At 67.4% G+C, this 16,383-nt stretch carries 19 protein-coding genes; 12 read left to right on the forward strand and 7 right to left on the reverse strand.

Translation table 11 applies throughout. From position 1 onward, the window contains the following. The 4 genes from ABH915_RS17595 to ABH915_RS17610 all read left to right on the forward strand — a co-directional run bounded on the left by ABH915_RS17595 (position 1) and on the right by ABH915_RS17610 (position 2,582). Positions 1-264: a hypothetical protein gene (locus tag ABH915_RS17595; protein ID WP_370123710.1), complete on the forward strand. Its 264-nt coding sequence runs from the start codon at positions 1-3 to the stop codon at positions 262-264. Between the two features lie 3 nt (positions 265-267). After that, the gene (locus ABH915_RS17600; protein WP_018773639.1) at positions 268-522 is read left to right on the forward strand and encodes a PspC domain-containing protein; all 255 of its coding nucleotides are present in this window, start codon (positions 268-270) and stop codon (positions 520-522) included. A 214-nt stretch (positions 523-736) separates the two neighbouring features. Then, complete coding sequence (locus tag ABH915_RS17605) at positions 737-1,762, forward strand: 6-phosphofructokinase (RefSeq protein WP_018773638.1); 1,026 nt, start codon at positions 737-739, stop codon at positions 1,760-1,762. Positions 1,763-1,871: 109 nt separating this feature from the next. Beyond that, entirely contained in the window at positions 1,872-2,582 is a 711-nt protein-coding gene (locus tag ABH915_RS17610) for a GNAT family N-acetyltransferase (protein ID WP_018773637.1), read from the forward strand. 16 nt (positions 2,583-2,598) lie between these two features. Here ABH915_RS17610 and ABH915_RS17615 read toward each other — a convergent pair whose 3' ends face one another. The 7 genes from ABH915_RS17615 to ABH915_RS17645 all read right to left on the reverse strand — a co-directional run bounded on the left by ABH915_RS17615 (position 2,599) and on the right by ABH915_RS17645 (position 8,816). Beyond that, on the reverse strand, positions 2,599-4,179 hold the full coding sequence (locus ABH915_RS17615) for a DHA2 family efflux MFS transporter permease subunit (protein ID WP_370123715.1): 1,581 nt from the start codon (positions 4,177-4,179) through the stop codon (positions 2,599-2,601). Between the two features lie 84 nt (positions 4,180-4,263). Next, a complete protein-coding gene (locus ABH915_RS17620; protein ID WP_370123718.1) occupies positions 4,264-4,827 on the reverse strand; it encodes a PadR family transcriptional regulator in 564 nt (187 codons plus the stop codon). Between the two features lie 134 nt (positions 4,828-4,961). Next, the gene (locus ABH915_RS17625) at positions 4,962-5,357 is read right to left on the reverse strand and encodes an ankyrin repeat domain-containing protein (protein ID WP_018773634.1); all 396 of its coding nucleotides are present in this window, start codon (positions 5,355-5,357) and stop codon (positions 4,962-4,964) included. Next, a complete protein-coding gene (locus tag ABH915_RS17630; RefSeq protein WP_370123722.1) occupies positions 5,354-6,436 on the reverse strand; it encodes a folate-binding protein YgfZ in 1,083 nt (360 codons plus the stop codon). The genes ABH915_RS17625 and ABH915_RS17630 overlap by 4 nt, the downstream gene beginning before the upstream one ends. Before the next feature lie 60 nt (positions 6,437-6,496). Then, positions 6,497-7,246, reverse strand: a complete 750-nt coding sequence (locus tag ABH915_RS17635; protein WP_370123725.1) for a flavodoxin family protein — start codon at positions 7,244-7,246, stop codon at positions 6,497-6,499. 53 nt (positions 7,247-7,299) lie between these two features. Continuing rightward, a complete protein-coding gene (locus tag ABH915_RS17640) occupies positions 7,300-7,914 on the reverse strand; it encodes an FABP family protein (RefSeq protein ID WP_026537549.1) in 615 nt (204 codons plus the stop codon). A 167-nt stretch (positions 7,915-8,081) separates the two neighbouring features. After that, complete coding sequence (locus ABH915_RS17645) at positions 8,082-8,816, reverse strand: hypothetical protein (protein ID WP_018773629.1); 735 nt, start codon at positions 8,814-8,816, stop codon at positions 8,082-8,084. Between the two features lie 243 nt (positions 8,817-9,059). Between ABH915_RS17645 and ABH915_RS17650 the strand changes: the two genes are divergently transcribed. From ABH915_RS17650 to ABH915_RS17685, 8 genes are all read left to right on the forward strand, one after another. After that, positions 9,060-9,758 carry a response regulator transcription factor gene (locus tag ABH915_RS17650; protein WP_018773628.1) on the forward strand — a complete coding sequence of 233 codons (699 nt, stop codon included), beginning with the start codon at positions 9,060-9,062 and terminating at the stop codon, positions 9,756-9,758. 324 nt (positions 9,759-10,082) lie between these two features. Continuing rightward, entirely contained in the window at positions 10,083-11,105 is a 1,023-nt protein-coding gene (gene mshD / locus ABH915_RS17655) for a mycothiol synthase (RefSeq protein ID WP_370123730.1), read from the forward strand. A gap of 88 nt (positions 11,106-11,193) precedes the next feature. Further along, entirely contained in the window at positions 11,194-13,458 is a 2,265-nt protein-coding gene (locus tag ABH915_RS17660) for an RNA degradosome polyphosphate kinase (protein ID WP_370123733.1), read from the forward strand. Positions 13,459-13,469: 11 nt separating this feature from the next. Further along, positions 13,470-14,447, forward strand: coding sequence for an NUDIX domain-containing protein (locus tag ABH915_RS17665; RefSeq protein WP_370123736.1), 978 nt, complete (start codon positions 13,470-13,472; stop codon positions 14,445-14,447). A 64-nt stretch (positions 14,448-14,511) separates the two neighbouring features. Beyond that, entirely contained in the window at positions 14,512-14,688 is a 177-nt protein-coding gene (locus ABH915_RS17670; RefSeq protein ID WP_370123739.1) for a hypothetical protein, read from the forward strand. Between the two features lie 33 nt (positions 14,689-14,721). Continuing rightward, positions 14,722-15,525, forward strand: coding sequence for a thymidylate synthase (locus tag ABH915_RS17675; RefSeq protein WP_370123742.1), 804 nt, complete (start codon positions 14,722-14,724; stop codon positions 15,523-15,525). Continuing rightward, positions 15,522-16,115, forward strand: a complete 594-nt coding sequence (locus ABH915_RS17680; RefSeq protein WP_370123745.1) for a dihydrofolate reductase — start codon at positions 15,522-15,524, stop codon at positions 16,113-16,115. Before ABH915_RS17675 ends, ABH915_RS17680 begins: the two co-directional genes overlap by 4 nt. Beyond that, complete coding sequence (locus tag ABH915_RS17685) at positions 16,115-16,342, forward strand: NF038396 family protein (RefSeq protein WP_370123748.1); 228 nt, start codon at positions 16,115-16,117, stop codon at positions 16,340-16,342. Before ABH915_RS17680 ends, ABH915_RS17685 begins: the two co-directional genes overlap by 1 nt. Positions 16,343-16,383: the final 41 nt, after the last annotated feature.

The raw sequence follows: 16,383 nt of genomic DNA on the forward strand, positions 1-16,383 counted from the left end.
ATGAGCATCTATGACGACTCGCGGCCGGCCGACGCCGGGCAGGACCCGGAAGCCGCGTCCCCCGCCCGGGTGGGCACAGTGGTCTGGGGACTGACAGTGGTGGCACTGGCCGCGCTGATCATCATTTCCGGGCTCGGCCTCGTGGCCCTGAACGGCACCTATGTGCTGATCGGCCTGATGATCGGGGCCGGGGCCGCCCTGGTCGTGGGCGGCCTGGTCTCGGCACGCAGGCGTGACAATAAGTCGACTACAGGGAAGTCTTGACCCATGGATAAATTCTTCGACACCATCCGGGGCCTCGGCCTGAAACGTGGTCCGCAGCGCTGGGTTGGCGGCGTCTGCGGCGGGATTGCCGCCAAACTGAACGTTGATGTGGCCTATGTCCGGATCGCCTACCTGCTCCTGAGCCTGCTCCCCGGGCCGGCGTTCGTGTTCTACGTCGCGGCCTGGCTGCTCCTCCCGGACCAGCGCAACGCAATCGTCCTCGAAAGCTTCCTCTCGAAGCGTTCCTCCCGGCCCTGACATCCGTCACAGGCCGACCGTCTGTGGCCGTCCCGGCCTGGCGGCTACCGGCGCCCGGCAGCTCCGCCGCACCACGAAAAGGTGCCCCCGCCTCCACGGCGGGGGCACCTTTTGTAACCGTTTGTGTCCTGCCCCACACCCGCCACTAGACTCTAGGGTGAGCTCAGCGTGGCGCTCTGCCTGTACCCCTTCAAACCAGGATTTGAGCCAAGACATGAAAATTGGAATCCTCACCAGCGGCGGAGACTGCCCCGGCCTGAACGCCGTCATCCGTGGCGCCGTCCTCAAAGGAATCGCAGTCCACGGCCAGCAGTTCGTAGGATTCAAGGATGGCTGGCGCGGCGTCGTCGAGGGCGACATCGTGGAGATTCCCCGCACCATGGTCCGCGGCATCGCCAAGCAGGGCGGCACCATCCTCGGCACGTCCCGCACCAACCCGTTTGAGAACGGCGGCGGCCCCGAGGTCATCAAAGCCAACATGGACCGGCTCGGGATCGACGCCATCATCGCCATCGGCGGCGAGGGCACCCTGGCCGCCGCGAAGCGGCTCACGGACGCCGGTCTCAAGATCGTGGGCGTGCCCAAGACGGTGGACAACGATCTCGACGCCACGGACTACACCTTCGGCTTCGACACGGCCGTGGAAATCGCCACCGAGGCAATCGACCGGTTGCGCACCACCGGAGAGTCCCACCACCGCTGCATGATTGCCGAAGTCATGGGACGGCATGTGGGCTGGATCGCCCTGCACGCCGGCATGGCCTCGGGCGCCCACGCCATCCTGATCCCGGAGCAGAAGGCCTCCATGGAACAGATCGCCGAGTGGGTCGTCTCCGCCCACGACCGTGGCCGTGCCCCGCTGCTCGTCGTCGCCGAGGGGTTCGTGCCCGAGGGCCAGGAATCCCCGCACTCGGAGCGCGGCCTCGACACCTTTGGCCGCCCCCGCCTCGGCGGCATCGCCGAAATGCTGGCGCCCGAGCTCGAGGCACGCACCGGCATCGAGACCCGCGCGACGGTCCTTGGCCACATCCAGCGCGGTGGCGTCCCGACGGCGTTCGACCGCGTCCTGGCCACCCGCCTGGGCATGGCCGCCATCGACTCGGTGGTGGAGAAGCGCTGGGGCACCATGGTCTCGCTGCACGGCACGGATATTGTGCACGTCGGTTTCGACGCCGCTCTCGGCAACCTCAAGTCCGTTCCGCAGAGCCGTTACGACGAGGCCGCCGTCCTCTTTGGCTAGGCTGGCCCGCCGGCGGGGGGAGGCCGGATCAGGCCCGGCCCCGCAGGCAGGAGTGCGGACGGCCGGCCCGTGCGGCCGGAAGCCCGGCCGCGGTGGGTAGGGTTGATTCATGACTCTTGAGCCCGGTTCCGCCGAAATTGTCCAGCTCGCATGGGCGCGCCGCTTGGGGTTCGACGACGGCGCCTTCGCGGCCGCCGCCGGCGTGCGGCTCACCCGGGCGGACGACGCAGCCCGGTCCCTGCAGTTCGTCCGCCTGTTCGGCAACTCCGCCCTGGTGGGCCCGCAATGGGCGCTGGACGCCGCCGACGGTCTCTCCGACGAGGAACTGGCCCAGCACGTCACCCTGCTGACCATCACCCGCGGGCACGGGGGCCACGGGCTCGGCGCCGCCGCACTCTTCTTCGCCGACGACCTCCCCCTGCAGCAGCCCTCCGGGGAACTGACGGTCTCGCACGGGAACCCGGAAGCGATCGAACTGGAGACGTTCTGCCCGCCCGACGACGTCAACGAGGTGGGCCTCGCCGACCTTGAACACCGCTTCACCGTCCTGCATCTGGAAGACGGGCGCCGGACACCGGTGGCCTGCGGGGCGTATGCCGAATGGGAAGGGCTCCTGGCCCATATGGGCGTGCTGGTCGCGCCCGAATGGCGGCGCCATGGCCTGGGCAAGCTGGCCGCCTCGATAGCCGCCCACGAGGCCCTCGCCGCCGGCCTGACGCTGCAGTGGCGTTCAGAAGTCAGCAACAAGGGGTCGCTGGCGCTGGCCCGGAGCCTGGGATTCTCCGCGGGCGGCATCCAGACCAGCGTGCTGCTGGGCTGATCCGGATGCCGCCAGGCTAGCCGCGTTCGGCGGCGGCCTTGTCCGCGCCTACCGTGTCCGCGTCTGCTGTGCCCGCGTCTGCCGTGCCCGTGTCTGCCGTGGCCGTTCCCGCAGCCGCGGCAGAGCCGGGTTCGCCCCAACCCTGGACCGGTTTGGGCTTGGCGAAGAAGAGCGCCACGGCTGCGCCGAGCAGGATGACCGCCGCCGGCAGCAGGATGGATTGGCCCATCGCCGTCGAGAACCCCTCCTGGAGCTCCGCGGGCAGGGCGCCGCCGAAGCCCATCGGGCTGGCGTCTGCGCCTGCTCCGGGCCGGGCGGGGAGCTCGGCCGCCAACCGCGCCTGGATGAGGACGGCGATGGCGGCGCTGCCGAGCACGGCGCCGATCTGGCGGGTCGTGTTGTAGACGCCCGAGCCGGCGCCGGCCTGCCGCGGCGGCAGGTTCCGCGTGACCGTGGAGCTCAGCGGCGCCCAAATGCCCGCATTGGCGAAGCCCAGCACTGCGCTCGGCAGCAGGAACAGCCAGATGGCGGTATCCGGGTGCATGAGCAGGGCGTTCCAGAACAGCGCCACCGACATCAGGACCAGGCCGACCGCGGTGATGAATTTCGGGTTCACCCTGTCGATGATCCGGCCGACGACGGGGGCGAGGCCGCCCGAGATCAGCGCCATCGGCACCATCATGAGCGCCGACTGGGTGGGCGTCAGGCCGCGGACGATCTGGTAGTAGAAGATCAGCGGCAGGCTGAACGCGGTGACGGTGAAGCCCACCGTGGTGATCGCAATGTTTGCGAGCGAGAAGTTCCGGTCCTTGAAAAGGGACAGGGGCAGCAGCGGTTCACCCGTGTTGAACCGCTGCCACAGGACAAAGACCACCAGCACGGCGATGCCGCTGATGATCAGGCCCCAGACGGTGATGGGGCCGGCGATGGTGCCCCAGTCGTACGTCTCGCCCTCCTGGATGCCGAAGACCAGGAGGAACAGGCCGAGGGCGCTGAGCAGCACACCGGGAATATCGAACTTGTGCGGGTGCGTGGTCAGCGAAGGGACGAAACGCTGGGCGAGGATGAAGCCGACAATCCCGACGGGAACGTTGATGAAGAAGATCCATTCCCAGCCGAGGCCGTCCACCAGCACGCCGCCGAGGATCGGGCCAACCAGCGTGGCGACGCCCGCCGTGGCACCCCAGATGCCCATGGCCGCGCCGCGGCGGTCCGGGGGGAAGATCCGGGTAATGACGGCCATGGTCTGCGGCGTCATCATGGCGGCGCCGAGGCCCTGGACCACACGGGCCGCGATGAGGATTTCGACGCTGCCGGAGAGGCCGCACCACAGCGATGCCATGGTGAAGACGACGAGCCCGGAGAGGTAGAGCTTCTTTGGTCCGAAACGGTCCCCCAGCCGGCCTGTGATGAGCAGCGGCACGGCATAGGCGAGCAGGTAGGCGCTGGTCACCCAGATCACCGAGTTGATGTCAGTGTTGAGGCCCTCCATGATGCTGGGGTTGGCCACCGAGACGATGGTGGTGTCGATCAGGATCATGAAGAAGCCGATCACCAGGGACCAGAGTGCCGGCCATGGCCGGGCTACGTTTTCCATGCGGTTCCTTAGGGGCTGGTGTGAAACGGTGGATGGGTTTGTGTGTGAGGGCGGCCGGGTCCCGACCGGGGTCCTGCGCGGGGGTCACCACGGCAGTTCGCCGGAGCGGAGCTGGTCCTGAAGGCTGTGGATCCAGGCGATTTCGGCGCGCAGCGTGCTCTGCTGGAACTGGACGTCGATCCAGTACTTGCGCTCCACGCCCTTCTTCGCGAGCAGTTCCTCGCCGGAGACCAGAAAATCGAGTTGCTCCTGCAACGCCTTAAGGCGCCGGTCGAGGAGTTCGACGACGACGCCGGCGGGCAGGTTGTATGCCTCGGAGATGGCCAGCGGGAAGGCCGGGTATTCGTTGACCGGGGCGGCGAGCATGTCCTGCAGCCACTTCGTGAACGCTTCGCGGCCGGCAGCCGAGATGGTGTACGTGGTGCGCTCCGGACGGTTGCCTCCCCGGTCCGTTCCCGTCGCTGCGACCAGCCCCTGTTCTTCGAGCCGCCCGACGGCGTGATAGAGCGTTCCCGGCCGGACCTTGACCAGCCGGTCCTCGTGCCGTGCGATCAGGAGCTGGTACATCTCGTAGGGATGCATCGGTTCTTCCACGAGCAGGGAAAGTGCGGCGACACCCAGGGGTGTCAAGGCGGTTGCCCGGGCCATGGTGCAGTCCTTTTCGGTCTAAGAGTGTCCTCTTCGGACTAAACGGCGGTTACTCCACTGAAGATTATTCCACGTGGAGTATTTGGCGGCAATCCTCCCGGCCCCAGGCGGGCAGAGCCCTGGGCCGGGTTTGGTCAGCCGAGGAGGGCCAGGATGTCCGTCCGGGCGAACATCTGCGCGGCGGCCCGCGCGGTGGGGGTGCCGGCGTCAGGGTCGGCCCCGGCCTCCAGCAGTTCCCGGGCCACGTCTGTGTAGCCCTTGAAGACAGCACCGGCCAGCGGGGTCTGGCCGCGGTCGTTCGGCGTGTTGGCGTCGCCGCCGTGGTCCAGGATCAGCCGGACCGTGCCGGCGTGGCCGTGGTAGGCCGCCAGCATCACCAGCGAGTCGCCGGAGGAGGTGGTCAGCGTGGCCGGGGCGCCGGCGGCCAGGTAGCTGCCCAGCAGCGCGGAGTTGCCCTCGCGGGCCGCGTCGAAGAGCGCGTGGGCCAGCGCGAGTGTCTCGTCGTCGGGCGCGGCGCCTCCGCCGCTCATCGGGTGCCCCGCAGGAAGCCGGTCTGGCGTCCCACCACCTGGCCGGCGTCGGGGGCCACAATGACTTCCTGGGCCGCGGAGTAGGGCTCGTCCCCGTCGACGACGGTGAGGACCTCGTCCGGGGCGACAGAGCGTTTGATCACGGCCAGGGCCACTGGGCCCATCTCGTAGTGCTGCGCCACGGAGGTCACGGCGCCCACCTTGCGCTCGCCCGCACGCACCTCGCTGCCGGCCGCGGGCAGGGTGTGCTGGGAACCGTCGAGCTGGAGGAACACGAGGCGGCGCGGCGGGTGGCCCAGGTTGTGGACGCGCGCGATCGTCTCCTGGCCCTTGTAGCAGCCCTTGGCCAGGTGCACGGCAGTGCGCAGGAGATCGAGCTCATGCGGGATGGTCTTGTCGTCCGTTTCCGCGCCCCACCGGGGCCGCCACGCCGCAATCCGCAGCGCCTCGGACGCCATGGTGCCGGCGAGAGCACGGTCACCCACGGTCGCGACCAGCTCGTCCGCGGGGACCAGGTACTCAAACCACGGCCGTTCCAGTCCTGGATGGGCGTCCTCGCCCACCACCGCGTAGGAGTAGCCGCCGGCACCGACGTGCGGCCACGGGTCTTCCCAGGCCTGCAGCGCCGCCCATTCCGGGATGCGGCGGGTGGAGCCGAGTACGGCCCAGTCCGCGGAGACGTCCGCGATCTCGACCCGGAGCATGAACTTCATCTTGTTCAGCCATTCGGCGAGCGGGGCCGCCTCGGCCGCCTCGACAATCAGCCAGGTGGTCGCGCCGTCGTCCACCACCCGGGCGTCGAATTCGATCCGGCCCTGCACGCTCAGCAACAGCAGTTCGGTGGACTGGCCCGGGGCCAGGGAAGTGAGCTGCTGGGAGGACAGGGTGTTGAGCCAGCTCAGGCGGTCCGGGCCGCTGACCGTGACCACACCGCGGTGTGAGAGATCGACGACGGCGGTGCCGGCGGCCAGCGCCCGCTGCTCCCGGAGCGGCTCGCCGTAGTGGGCGGCGACGCCGGCGTCGGCGCCGCCGGCCTCAACCGCGGCCGGGCGCGACAACAGGGGGCTTTTGATAGTCATATTGAAAGGAACGTCCTTAGCTCTGTGCGTATTCCGGCCCCACTGTGGGGCAAGCCGGCCCTAGCGGTATTCCGGATTTTCGAAGTCGAAGCGGGTGCCGGCTTTCCAGGCGTCGGGCAGGTTTCCGTAGGCGGGAATGCCGCCAGCGTCCTTGAGCATCCGCGCCAGATGCAGCATGTTCCAGGTCATGAAGGTGGTGTTGCGGTTGGTGAAATCGCTCTCCGGCCCCCCGGACCCCTCGTCAAGGTAGCTCGGTCCTGGCCCGACGGGGCCGATCCAGCCGGCGTCGGCCTGCGGCGGGATAGTGAAGCCGATGTGCTGGAGGCTGTACAGGACGTTCATGGCGCAATGCTTGATGCCGTCCTCATTGCCGGTGATGAGGCAGCCGCCCACCTTCGGATAGTAGGCCCACTGGCCCTTCGCGTTCAGCTGCCCGGAGTGGGCGTAGAGGCGCTCGATGAGCTTCTTGGTCTGCGAGGAGTTGTCCCCCAGCCAGATGGGCCCGGCGACGACGACGATGTCCGCTTCCTGGACGGCCGGGTAGAGTTCCGGCCATTCATCGGTGGCCCAGCCGTGTTCGCGCATGTCCGGGTACACGCCACTGGCGATGTCGTGGTCCACCGTGCGGATCACGCGGGTGGTGACGCCCTGCTTCTCCATGATCCGGCGGCTGACCTCGACCAGGCCCTGGGTGTTGGACACGTCCGGGGACTTCTTGAGCGTGCCGTTGAAGAACACGGCTTTGAGGTCGGCGTAGCTGGTGCTACCGGGGGCTGTGCTGGCGGCTGTGCTGGTGACTGCGTCGTTCACGGCATTTCTCCTGGGTCGATGCTGACAACGGAAAAATCAGTGAGACCGGGTAATTAGCCTACTTTGGCGAGGATGGCCGATGCGTGGGCCTCCAGGCCGCCGCCCGACGTCGAACTCTTGCCGGTGGCCACGTCCCAGCGCCACAGCAGGTTCCCTTCCACGAGCCCGAAGATCCGGGTGGCCGCCGTGTACTCCTTGGAGTGGCTGCCGCGCATCACCATGTCGGTGCTGAGCTGGATCTGGGGTCCCTTGATCTGGCCGTAGTACAGCTCCGAGATCCCGCCTGGGTGGGCGATGGAGACCGAGATGTCGAAACCGCCGTCGCTGTTGCGCAGGGCTTCCACCTCGTCGGCGCTCTTGAGCACGGGGACGATGTCCGCCGGGATCAGGCCGGGGCCGCCGTCCTCGTCACGCTGCTTACGTTCCAGCGCCCAGAAGCCGGTCTCGACGGTGAGGGGACGCAGCTTGGTGCCCTCGTCGTCGGTCAGCCAGCTCTCGGCCCGGTACTGCAGGTACGGCAGGCCGTTGTGCGTGAACGAGACGTGTTGCAGGAAGTGCTCGGAGTCCTCGTCCCCGGCCCCCAGCCGGCCGCTGCCCTCCCACTCACCAATGAGCCAGGACAGCGGAACGATTTCGGGGGTCAGATCAGTAGGGATTTCAATCGGCACAGCATCTACCTCTGGAAGCTACGGGGTCTGGAACGTGTTACTTCTGGCCTTTGAAGAGGCGGTACACGACAAAGCCGGCAAACCACGCCATGGACAGGCTGGCCACGCCAAGCAGGACAAGGAAAAAGATCTCATATGCAAGTACGGACATGATGCCATCCTAACGCTTAGTAGATGAGTAGTTTGTCTATGAAGTAGGCCAGGGAACCGACCGCAGACACCGGCCCGAGCCCCATGCCCACGGCCGCCAAAATATTCAGGCCCTCGCCGTTGAGGATGACGAGGCGGCGGAAACTCACCAGCACCGCCCCCACGACGACGCCGACGAGAGCGGCCGGCAGCACGGCGATGTCGGAGAACACCAGGCCGGCGAGCGGCCCGGCAAGGCCGGCGCTCACGATGCCCAGCGGGGCGACGATCCGGTCCGGCCAGCGGATCAGCCCCGCCAGCAGAGCGATCGCCGCGCTGATGGCCGCCACGAGGATCATTTCGCGGACCCCGTTGAAGCGCGAACTCGCAATCCAGCCGGCGCCGAGGCAGGAGAGCAGGACACCCGCGCACGAGCCCAAGGTGGATTCGAGGCGCTGGGCCTGGCCGGTGCCCCGGATCAGCTGCATGACGAAGATTGCTATGACCCCGACGGCCATGAACGACGGCGTCCAGTCCAGGAAGCCGGGAGCCGGGAGATACGTAGCAGCCACCGCCGACCCCACACCGGGCAGGCCAATCAGGACCGCGAGGGTCTTCTTGGCGGGGATGCCGAGAAAGTAGGGCCAGCCGATACCGATGCCGGCGGCGGCGAGCGCCGCGACTGCCAGGAGGACCTCCGGCGAGGAATAGGCGCCGGCGACAATAGCCGCGAGACCTGCCAGGCCGATGATCCCGACGCTCCACGGCTTCACTGTCTGCTCGCCATCGGCAGACCCACCATGGCCAGACCTTCGCTCACTGCGGACCCCAATTCGACTCGGCTCAATTTCGACGGGCCGCGGGCCCTGACGGTTCAATCCTGCCCTATGTGACCGGTATGTGTCGCAAAAGGAGGGGCTGGAGGTGACGGGACCATGGCCGGAATGGGGCCTTTAGGTATACTCAGCATCAGCAACAAGACGCTCAATGATGCGCGGACACCCCTTGGAGGAACAATGTCGCACATCCTGCTATTGACGAACAGCACGGGAACATCCGTGGACGTCCTGCCTGCTCTGGAACTGCTGAACCACCGGGTGCACATCCTTCCGGCCGAGCCCACTGCCCTGCTCGAGACCGACCCCTGCGACATCGTCCTGCTGGATGCCCGCAAGGACCTGGTCGGCGCACGTTCCCTCACCCAGCTGCTCAAGGCCACCGGCCTCAGCGCCCCGTTGATGCTGATCCTCACCGAGGGCGGCATGGCCGCGGTCTCCTCGGCGTGGGCCGTGGACGACATCCTCCTGGAATCCGCGGGCCCGGCAGAAGTCGAAGCCAGGATCCGTCTCGGGATCGCGCGCGCCGTTCCGGAGAAAGAGGATGTGCCGACCGAAATCCGGGCCGCCGGCGTCGTGATTGACGAGGCCAGCTACACCGCACGGGTCAACGGCGCCGCGCTCAACCTGACCTTCAAGGAATTTGAGCTGCTGAAATACCTGGCCCAGCACCCCGGCCGGGTGTTCACCCGCCAGCAGCTGCTGACCGAAGTCTGGGGCTACGACTACTACGGCGGCACCCGCACCGTGGATGTCCACGTCCGGCGGCTGCGGGCCAAACTGGGCGCCGACCACGAGAACCTGATCAGCACCGTCCGCAACGTCGGCTACCGCCTGACCCTGGTCCGCCAGCCCGAGGACGAACTCACCGAGGCCTGAGCGCACTGCGGCCGCCAGGACGCGGCAGCGCCGGTAATCAGGCGCCGCCGCCCAAGGCACTGAACGCAGAAGGCCCCGGACTCTGGAATCCAGAGTCCGGGGCCTTCTTGGTGCACCGATCCCTCGGTACGGAACTTCTCAGTATTTATCAGTACTTCTCAGTACTTCTGAGTGGAGGACATACGGGTCGAACGTATCGAGGCCACCCCAGTGGTGGATCCCCCTCGCATCTGGCTCAACGCCGGACGAGAAACGACTATACGCGGCCGTCCGGAGTTCAACAAAATCGGCCGCCGACCGCCATGCACCCGATAGCCTTGCACCATGAGCCCTGCGCACCCGGAAAACTGGCCCGTACACACTGTCAAAGGAACCGTGGACGGCGCGCTGCTGCGGGACGTCGCTGCCCTTGTCGCCGCGGCGGAAGAGTCGGACGGCAATCCGCCACTGTCCGAACAGACCCTTGTCACGCTGCGCGCCGCCGATGCGGGCGAGCACTCCGTGCTTGCCCTGGCACTCTACGCCCCGGACGACAAGTCGGATCCCGCGACGGCGCAGGACCTCGCCGGCATCGCCGTCGTCATCGAGGAGCCCGACGGCACCGGGGTCCTGGAGGTCGCCGTCCACCCCAGCTATCGCAACCAGGGCGTGGGCGACCGCCTGGTGGGCGAACTGAAAAGCGTCCGCGGCTTCGCCGGCCTGAAAGCCTGGTCCCATGGAAACCACCAGGCCGCGGCCGACCTCGCAGCCCGCTACGGCTACGGCGCCGTCCGTGAGCTGTGGAAAATGCGGCTGATGACAGCAGCGGCGGCCCTGCCGGAGGTCCACCTCCCGGAGGGCGTACAACTCCGCGCCTTCGTGCCCGGCCGGGACGAGGACGCCTGGCTGGCCGCCAACAAGGCCGCCTTCGCCCACCACCCGGAGCAGGGCAACATGACGCGGGCCGATCTGGCCGCCCGGATGGCCGAACCGTGGTTTGATCCCGCAGGCTTCCTTCTGGCCATCGACCCGGCGGACCGGCTCCTGGGATTCCATTGGACCAAGGTGCACCCCCGGCACGGCGATCACCCCGCCATGGGCGAGGTCTATGTGGTGGGCGTGACCCCCGATGCCCAGGGGTCCGGGCTGGGCAAGGCCCTCACGGTCGCCGGCATCCGGCATCTGAAGGGCCTGGGGCTCCGCGCCGTCATGCTCTACGTCGACGCCGACAACACCCCCGCCGTCGCCCTCTACCGCCGGCTCGGATTCACCCGCTGGGATGTCGATGTGATGTACGCGCCGCTGCCGCAGCCGCAAACACCGGCCGCCACTCCCGCGCCGGACGGCGTTAGTCAAGTCGGCGGATGACCGCCCCGACCGGGCCGAAATCTGGGGTCATCCGGCCATGATTGCTTGTAAGGTTGAAGCTACATCGCGCCAGCATTGAGGAGACACCATGCCACGGGATACCGCCCGGACATCCACGTCTGAACCAGCAACGCCGGAAAAGGGGGCGCGTCCGGTACGTGCCCGCTTTGGCTCCTCCGAAGTGCCGGCCTCACGCGCCACGCAGGACCGGATCGACATTCCGGAGTTCGCGCCGAACTTGGAGCCGGAAGGCGACATCAGCCCCGACCGGTTCCTGGACCGGGAACTGAGCTGGCTTGCCTTCAACGCCCGGGTCCTGGAATTGGCCGAGGACCCCAACCTGTACCTGCTGGAGCGGGTCAGCTTCCTGTCCATCTTCGCCTCCAACCTGGACGAGTTCTTCATGGTCCGGGTGGCCGGACTGAAGCGGCGGATCGCGACGGGGCTTGCCGTCCCCTCCCCTGCCGGGCTGAGCCCGATGCAGGTCCTGGAGCAGATCGGCGAGGAGGCCCACCGGCTGCAGCAGCGCCACGCCCGGGTCTATGCCGAACAGATCCGCCCGGCGCTGGCCTATGAGCACATCCACCTGATGCACTGGGAGGAACTCGACTCGCAGGCCAAGGACCAGCTCAGCGCCATGTTCGCGGAAAAGGTTTTCCCGATCCTGACCCCGCTGGCCGTGGACCCGGCGCACCCGTTCCCCTACATCTCCGGGCTGTCCCTGAACCTGGCCGTGGTGGTCCGCAACCCGGTCAGCGACAAGGAGCTCTTCGCCCGCGTCAAGGTCCCTGACCAGCTCCCGCGCCTGATCTCCATCGACGGCGCCCGCGCCGGCTCCGTTCCCGGGCGGGTGGCACGGTTCATCGCGCTTGAAGAAGTGATCGCCGTGCACCTGGACCAGCTGTTCGCCGGCATGGAGGTCCTGGAACACCACATCTTCCGCGTGACCCGCAACGAGGACGTCGAGGTTGAAGAGGACGACGCCGAAAACCTGCTGCAGGCCTTGGAGAAGGAACTCCTGCGCCGCCGGTTCGGCCCGCCCGTCCGGCTTGAGGTCACCAATGACATCAACCCGAACATCCGTGCCCTGCTGATCCGCGAGCTCGGCGTCGAGGAATCCGAGGTCTACTCCGTCCCGGCGCCGCTGGACCTGCGCGGGCTCTCGGTGATTGCCGGGATCGACCGGGCGGACCTGCACTACCCCAAGCACGTCCCGCACACCTCGCGCTACCTCAACGAATCGGAAACGTCCAAGGCGGCCAACGTCTTTGCCGCCATGCGGCGCCGGGACATCCTCCTGCACCACCCGTACGACTCCTTCTCCACGTCCGTCCAGGCGTTCCTGGAACAGGCGGCCGCGGACCCCAAAGTCCAGGCCATCAAGCAGACCCTGTACCGCACCTCCGGTGACTCCCCGATTGTCGATGCTCTGATCGACGCCGCCGAGGCCGGCAAGCAGGTCCTGGCGCTCGTGGAGATCAAGGCGCGCTTTGACGAGCAGGCGAACATCTCCTGGGCCCGGAAACTGGAACAGGCCGGCGTCCATGTGGTGTACGGCATCGTGGGGCTCAAGACCCACTGCAAGCTCTCCCTCGTGGTCCGCCAGGAAGTGGACGGCCTGCGCCGCTACTGCCACATCGGCACCGGCAACTACCACCCGCGCACGGCCCGCTACTACGAGGACCTGGGCCTGCTGACGGCGAACGAACAGGTCGGCGAAGACCTGTCCAAGCTGTTCAACCAGCTCTCCGGCTACGCGCCGAAGTCCACGTTCAAGAGGCTGCTCGTGGCGCCGCGCTCGGTCCGTTCCGGGCTGATCGACAGGATCGAAACCGAGATCAGGAACGCCCGCGCCGGCATCCCCGCCCGTGTCCAGATCAAGGTCAATTCGATGGTGGACGAGGCCATCATCGATTCCCTGTACCGCGCGTCCCAGGCCGGGGTGCAGGTGGACGTCATTGTCCGCGGCATCTGCTCCCTGCGGCCCGGCGTTCCCGGGCTGAGCGAGAACATCACGGTCCGCTCCGTGCTGGGCCGCTTCCTGGAACACTCCCGCGTCTTCGCCTTCGCAAATGCCGGCGACCCGGTGGTATACATCGGCTCGGCCGACATGATGCACCGCAACCTCGACCGCCGGGTGGAGGCCCTCGTGCAGCTGACGAGCGGCGACGACACGAGTTATGTCCTGGACTTGCTCAACCGCTACATGGTGCCCGAAACCGCCAGCTGGCATTTGGACAAGCAGGGCGAATGGACCCGCCACCACCTGGCGGAAGACGGCCAGGACCTCAAGGACGTGCAGTCCTGGCTGCTCGCCTCCCGCTCGCGCCAGCGCTCGACCAGCCTGCGGTAGGGATCGTGAGTGTGAGCAGCGATGCACTGGTTGCGGACCAGGCTGACCAACCCGGCGAAGAAGTTTCCGTCACGGCGGCGGGCGCCATCCCGTGGCGCCTCAATTCGGTAAACAAGGACCAGCTCGAGGTTCTGCTGATCCACCGTCCGCGGTATGACGACTGGTCCTGGCCGAAGGGCAAAATCAACCCCGGCGAGACCATCCCGGAGTGCGCCGTGCGCGAGGTGGAGGAGGAGATCGGGCTCTCCGCTCCGCTGGGGATTCCACTTCCGCCCATCCACTACCACGTGGCGGCGGGGCTGAAGGTGGTCCACTACTGGGCGGTCGACGTCGACGGCGCCGTCTTGATACCGGACGGCACCGAAGTCGACAGCGTCATGTGGTGCCCGCCTGAGAAGGCCGCCCGCCTGCTGAGCAACCCGGGTGACATTGAACCGCTGCAGCACCTGGTGAACGCCCACGACCGCGGGGAGCTGGAGACCTGGCCGCTGCTGATCGTGCGCCACGCCAAGGCCAAGCCCCGTTCCTCCTGGACCAAGGCCGAGGGCGACCGCCCGCTGGCCGCCACCGGCATGCGGCAGGCGCAGGCGGTGGGGCGGCTCCTGCAGGCGTGGAAGCCCGCGCGGATCGTTTCAAGCCCGTGGCTGCGGTGCGTGGCCACCATCGCACCCTACGCCAAGGCGGCCGACGCCAAGGTCAAGCTCAACGAGGCCCTTACCGAGCACCGGCACGGCCGCAGCCCGCACAAGACGGCAGCGGTCGTCGAGGGGCTGTTCGACAAGCAGCGGGCGGTGGCTCTGTGTACGCACCGCCCGGCCCTGCCGACCGTCCTGAAGCAGCTGGCAAAACACATGAGCTCCCGGCTGCGGGATCTGCTGCCGTCCTCGGACCCGTTCCTGGCGCCGGGCGAGATTGTGGTCTGCCACGTCGCGCGCGGCAGCAAGAAAAAAGTGGTTGCCGTGGAGCGGTTCAAGCCGTTCGACGACTAAGGTCCTTGACCCCCGGGGCCCCAAGCCTAGTTGTATCAATAGCTTGGTACATTACTGCTGAATCTTGGGGGATTCCATGCCGGTCCTGTGGAACGTGCCGCCGCTACTGCTGCTCGGCCCGGCGATCGCCGCCCTGCTGGTCTACGCCGTTCTGCGGTGGGTGATAGCCCGTGCTGCCCGGCTCGACGACGCGGCACTGCTGGCGATCCTCCGGGCGAGGCAGGGACGGTCACACAAATAAGGAGAGCCGGCGAGTTCTCAGTAGACTGGAACGGTGAGCATCCCTACGCCCTATGAAGACCTCCTGCGCGACGTCCTCGAGCACGGCACGCACAAATCGGACCGCACCGGCACCGGCACCCTCAGCGTTTTTGGCCGCCAGCTCCGCTTTGACCTGAGCAAGAGCTTCCCGCTCATCACCACCAAGCGGGTGCACTTCAAGTCCGTGGCCGTGGAGCTGCTCTGGTTCCTCCGCGGCGACACGAACGTCAAATGGATGCAGGACCAGGGCGTCACCATCTGGGACGAATGGGCCGACGCCGACGGCGAACTCGGTCCCGTCTACGGGGTCCAGTGGCGTTCCTGGCCCACGCCCGACGGCGGCCACATCGACCAGATCGCCGAACTCATCGAGAGCCTGAAGTCCAACCCGGACTCGCGCCGGCACATCGTCTCGGCCTGGAACGTCTCCGAGCTCAAGGACATGGCCCTGCCCCCGTGCCACGCGTTCTTCCAGTTCTACGTGGCCGACGGCAAGCTCTCCTGCCAGCTGTACCAGCGGTCGGCGGATACGTTCCTGGGCGTGCCGTTCAACATCGCGTCCTACGCCCTGCTGACACGCATGATCGCGCAGCAGACCGGCCTGGAACCGGGCGAATTCGTCTGGACGGGCGGGGATGTGCACATTTATGACAACCACATGGACCAGGTCCTCAAGCAGCTCGCCCGCGAGCCCTACGACTACCCCCAGCTGAACATCACCCGCAAGCCGGACTCCATCTTCGACTACACCCTCGAGGACTTCGAGGTGGTCGGCTACCGGCACCACCCGACGATTAAGGCCCCGATAGCCGTATGAGCAACGAAAACACTTCGCACCTGCAGCCCGGCGATTTCACCGAGCAACTCCGCGCGTCCACCACCGGCCTCGGGCTGGTCTGGGCCCAGACCAGCACCGGGGTGATCGGCAAGGCCGGCGCCATGCCGTGGCACCTGCCCGAGGACCTGTCGCACTTCAGCCGCCTCACCACCGGGCACCCGGTCATCATGGGACGCAAGACCTGGGAGTCATTCCCGGACAAGTATCGCCCGCTGCCCGGCCGGACGAACATCGTCATCACCCGCCAGGCCGCCTGGCGGGACACCCCGGGCGCGGAGGGCGCCGTCGCGGTCGCCTCGCTCGATGACGCCCTGCTTGAATCCCAGTTCGTGGACGGCCACGAGACCGTGTGGATCATCGGCGGCGGCGAAATCTTTGCCCAGGCCCTGGACCTTGCCGACGTCGCCGTCGTCACCACCATCGACACCACCGCCGAAGGGGACACCTTCGCTCCCGACCTCGGCTACGACTGGACCGCCTCCGCCAGCCTCCCGGCCAACGGCTGGCTGACCTCCGCCAACGGCACCCGCTACCGGATCACGCTGTGGCGCCGGACGGAGGCCAAGTAATGCTCCGCAAACCCGAGACACTCTTTGTCCTGGGGTACATGCTCCTGCCCCTGCTCGCCCTGCTCTCGGCGATCGTGGGGCTGACCATGATCCTGGGCGGCAACAAGATCCTCGGGGCGATCGTGCTGGTGGTGGTGACCCAGGTCTTCACGTTCGGGGCGGTCTTCGCGCTGCGCCGGCGCAAGGCGGCGCTGCTGGAAGAGCCGCGCGGCGACCAGAACGCGTGACGTAACCGACTGCGCCGTGGCGCCGGTGAAGTCTAAACTGG

It is taken from the genome of Arthrobacter sp. MW3 TE3886 (assembly GCF_041262145.1).
In the GTDB taxonomy this organism is placed as follows: Bacteria; Actinomycetota; Actinomycetes; order Actinomycetales; family Micrococcaceae; genus Arthrobacter.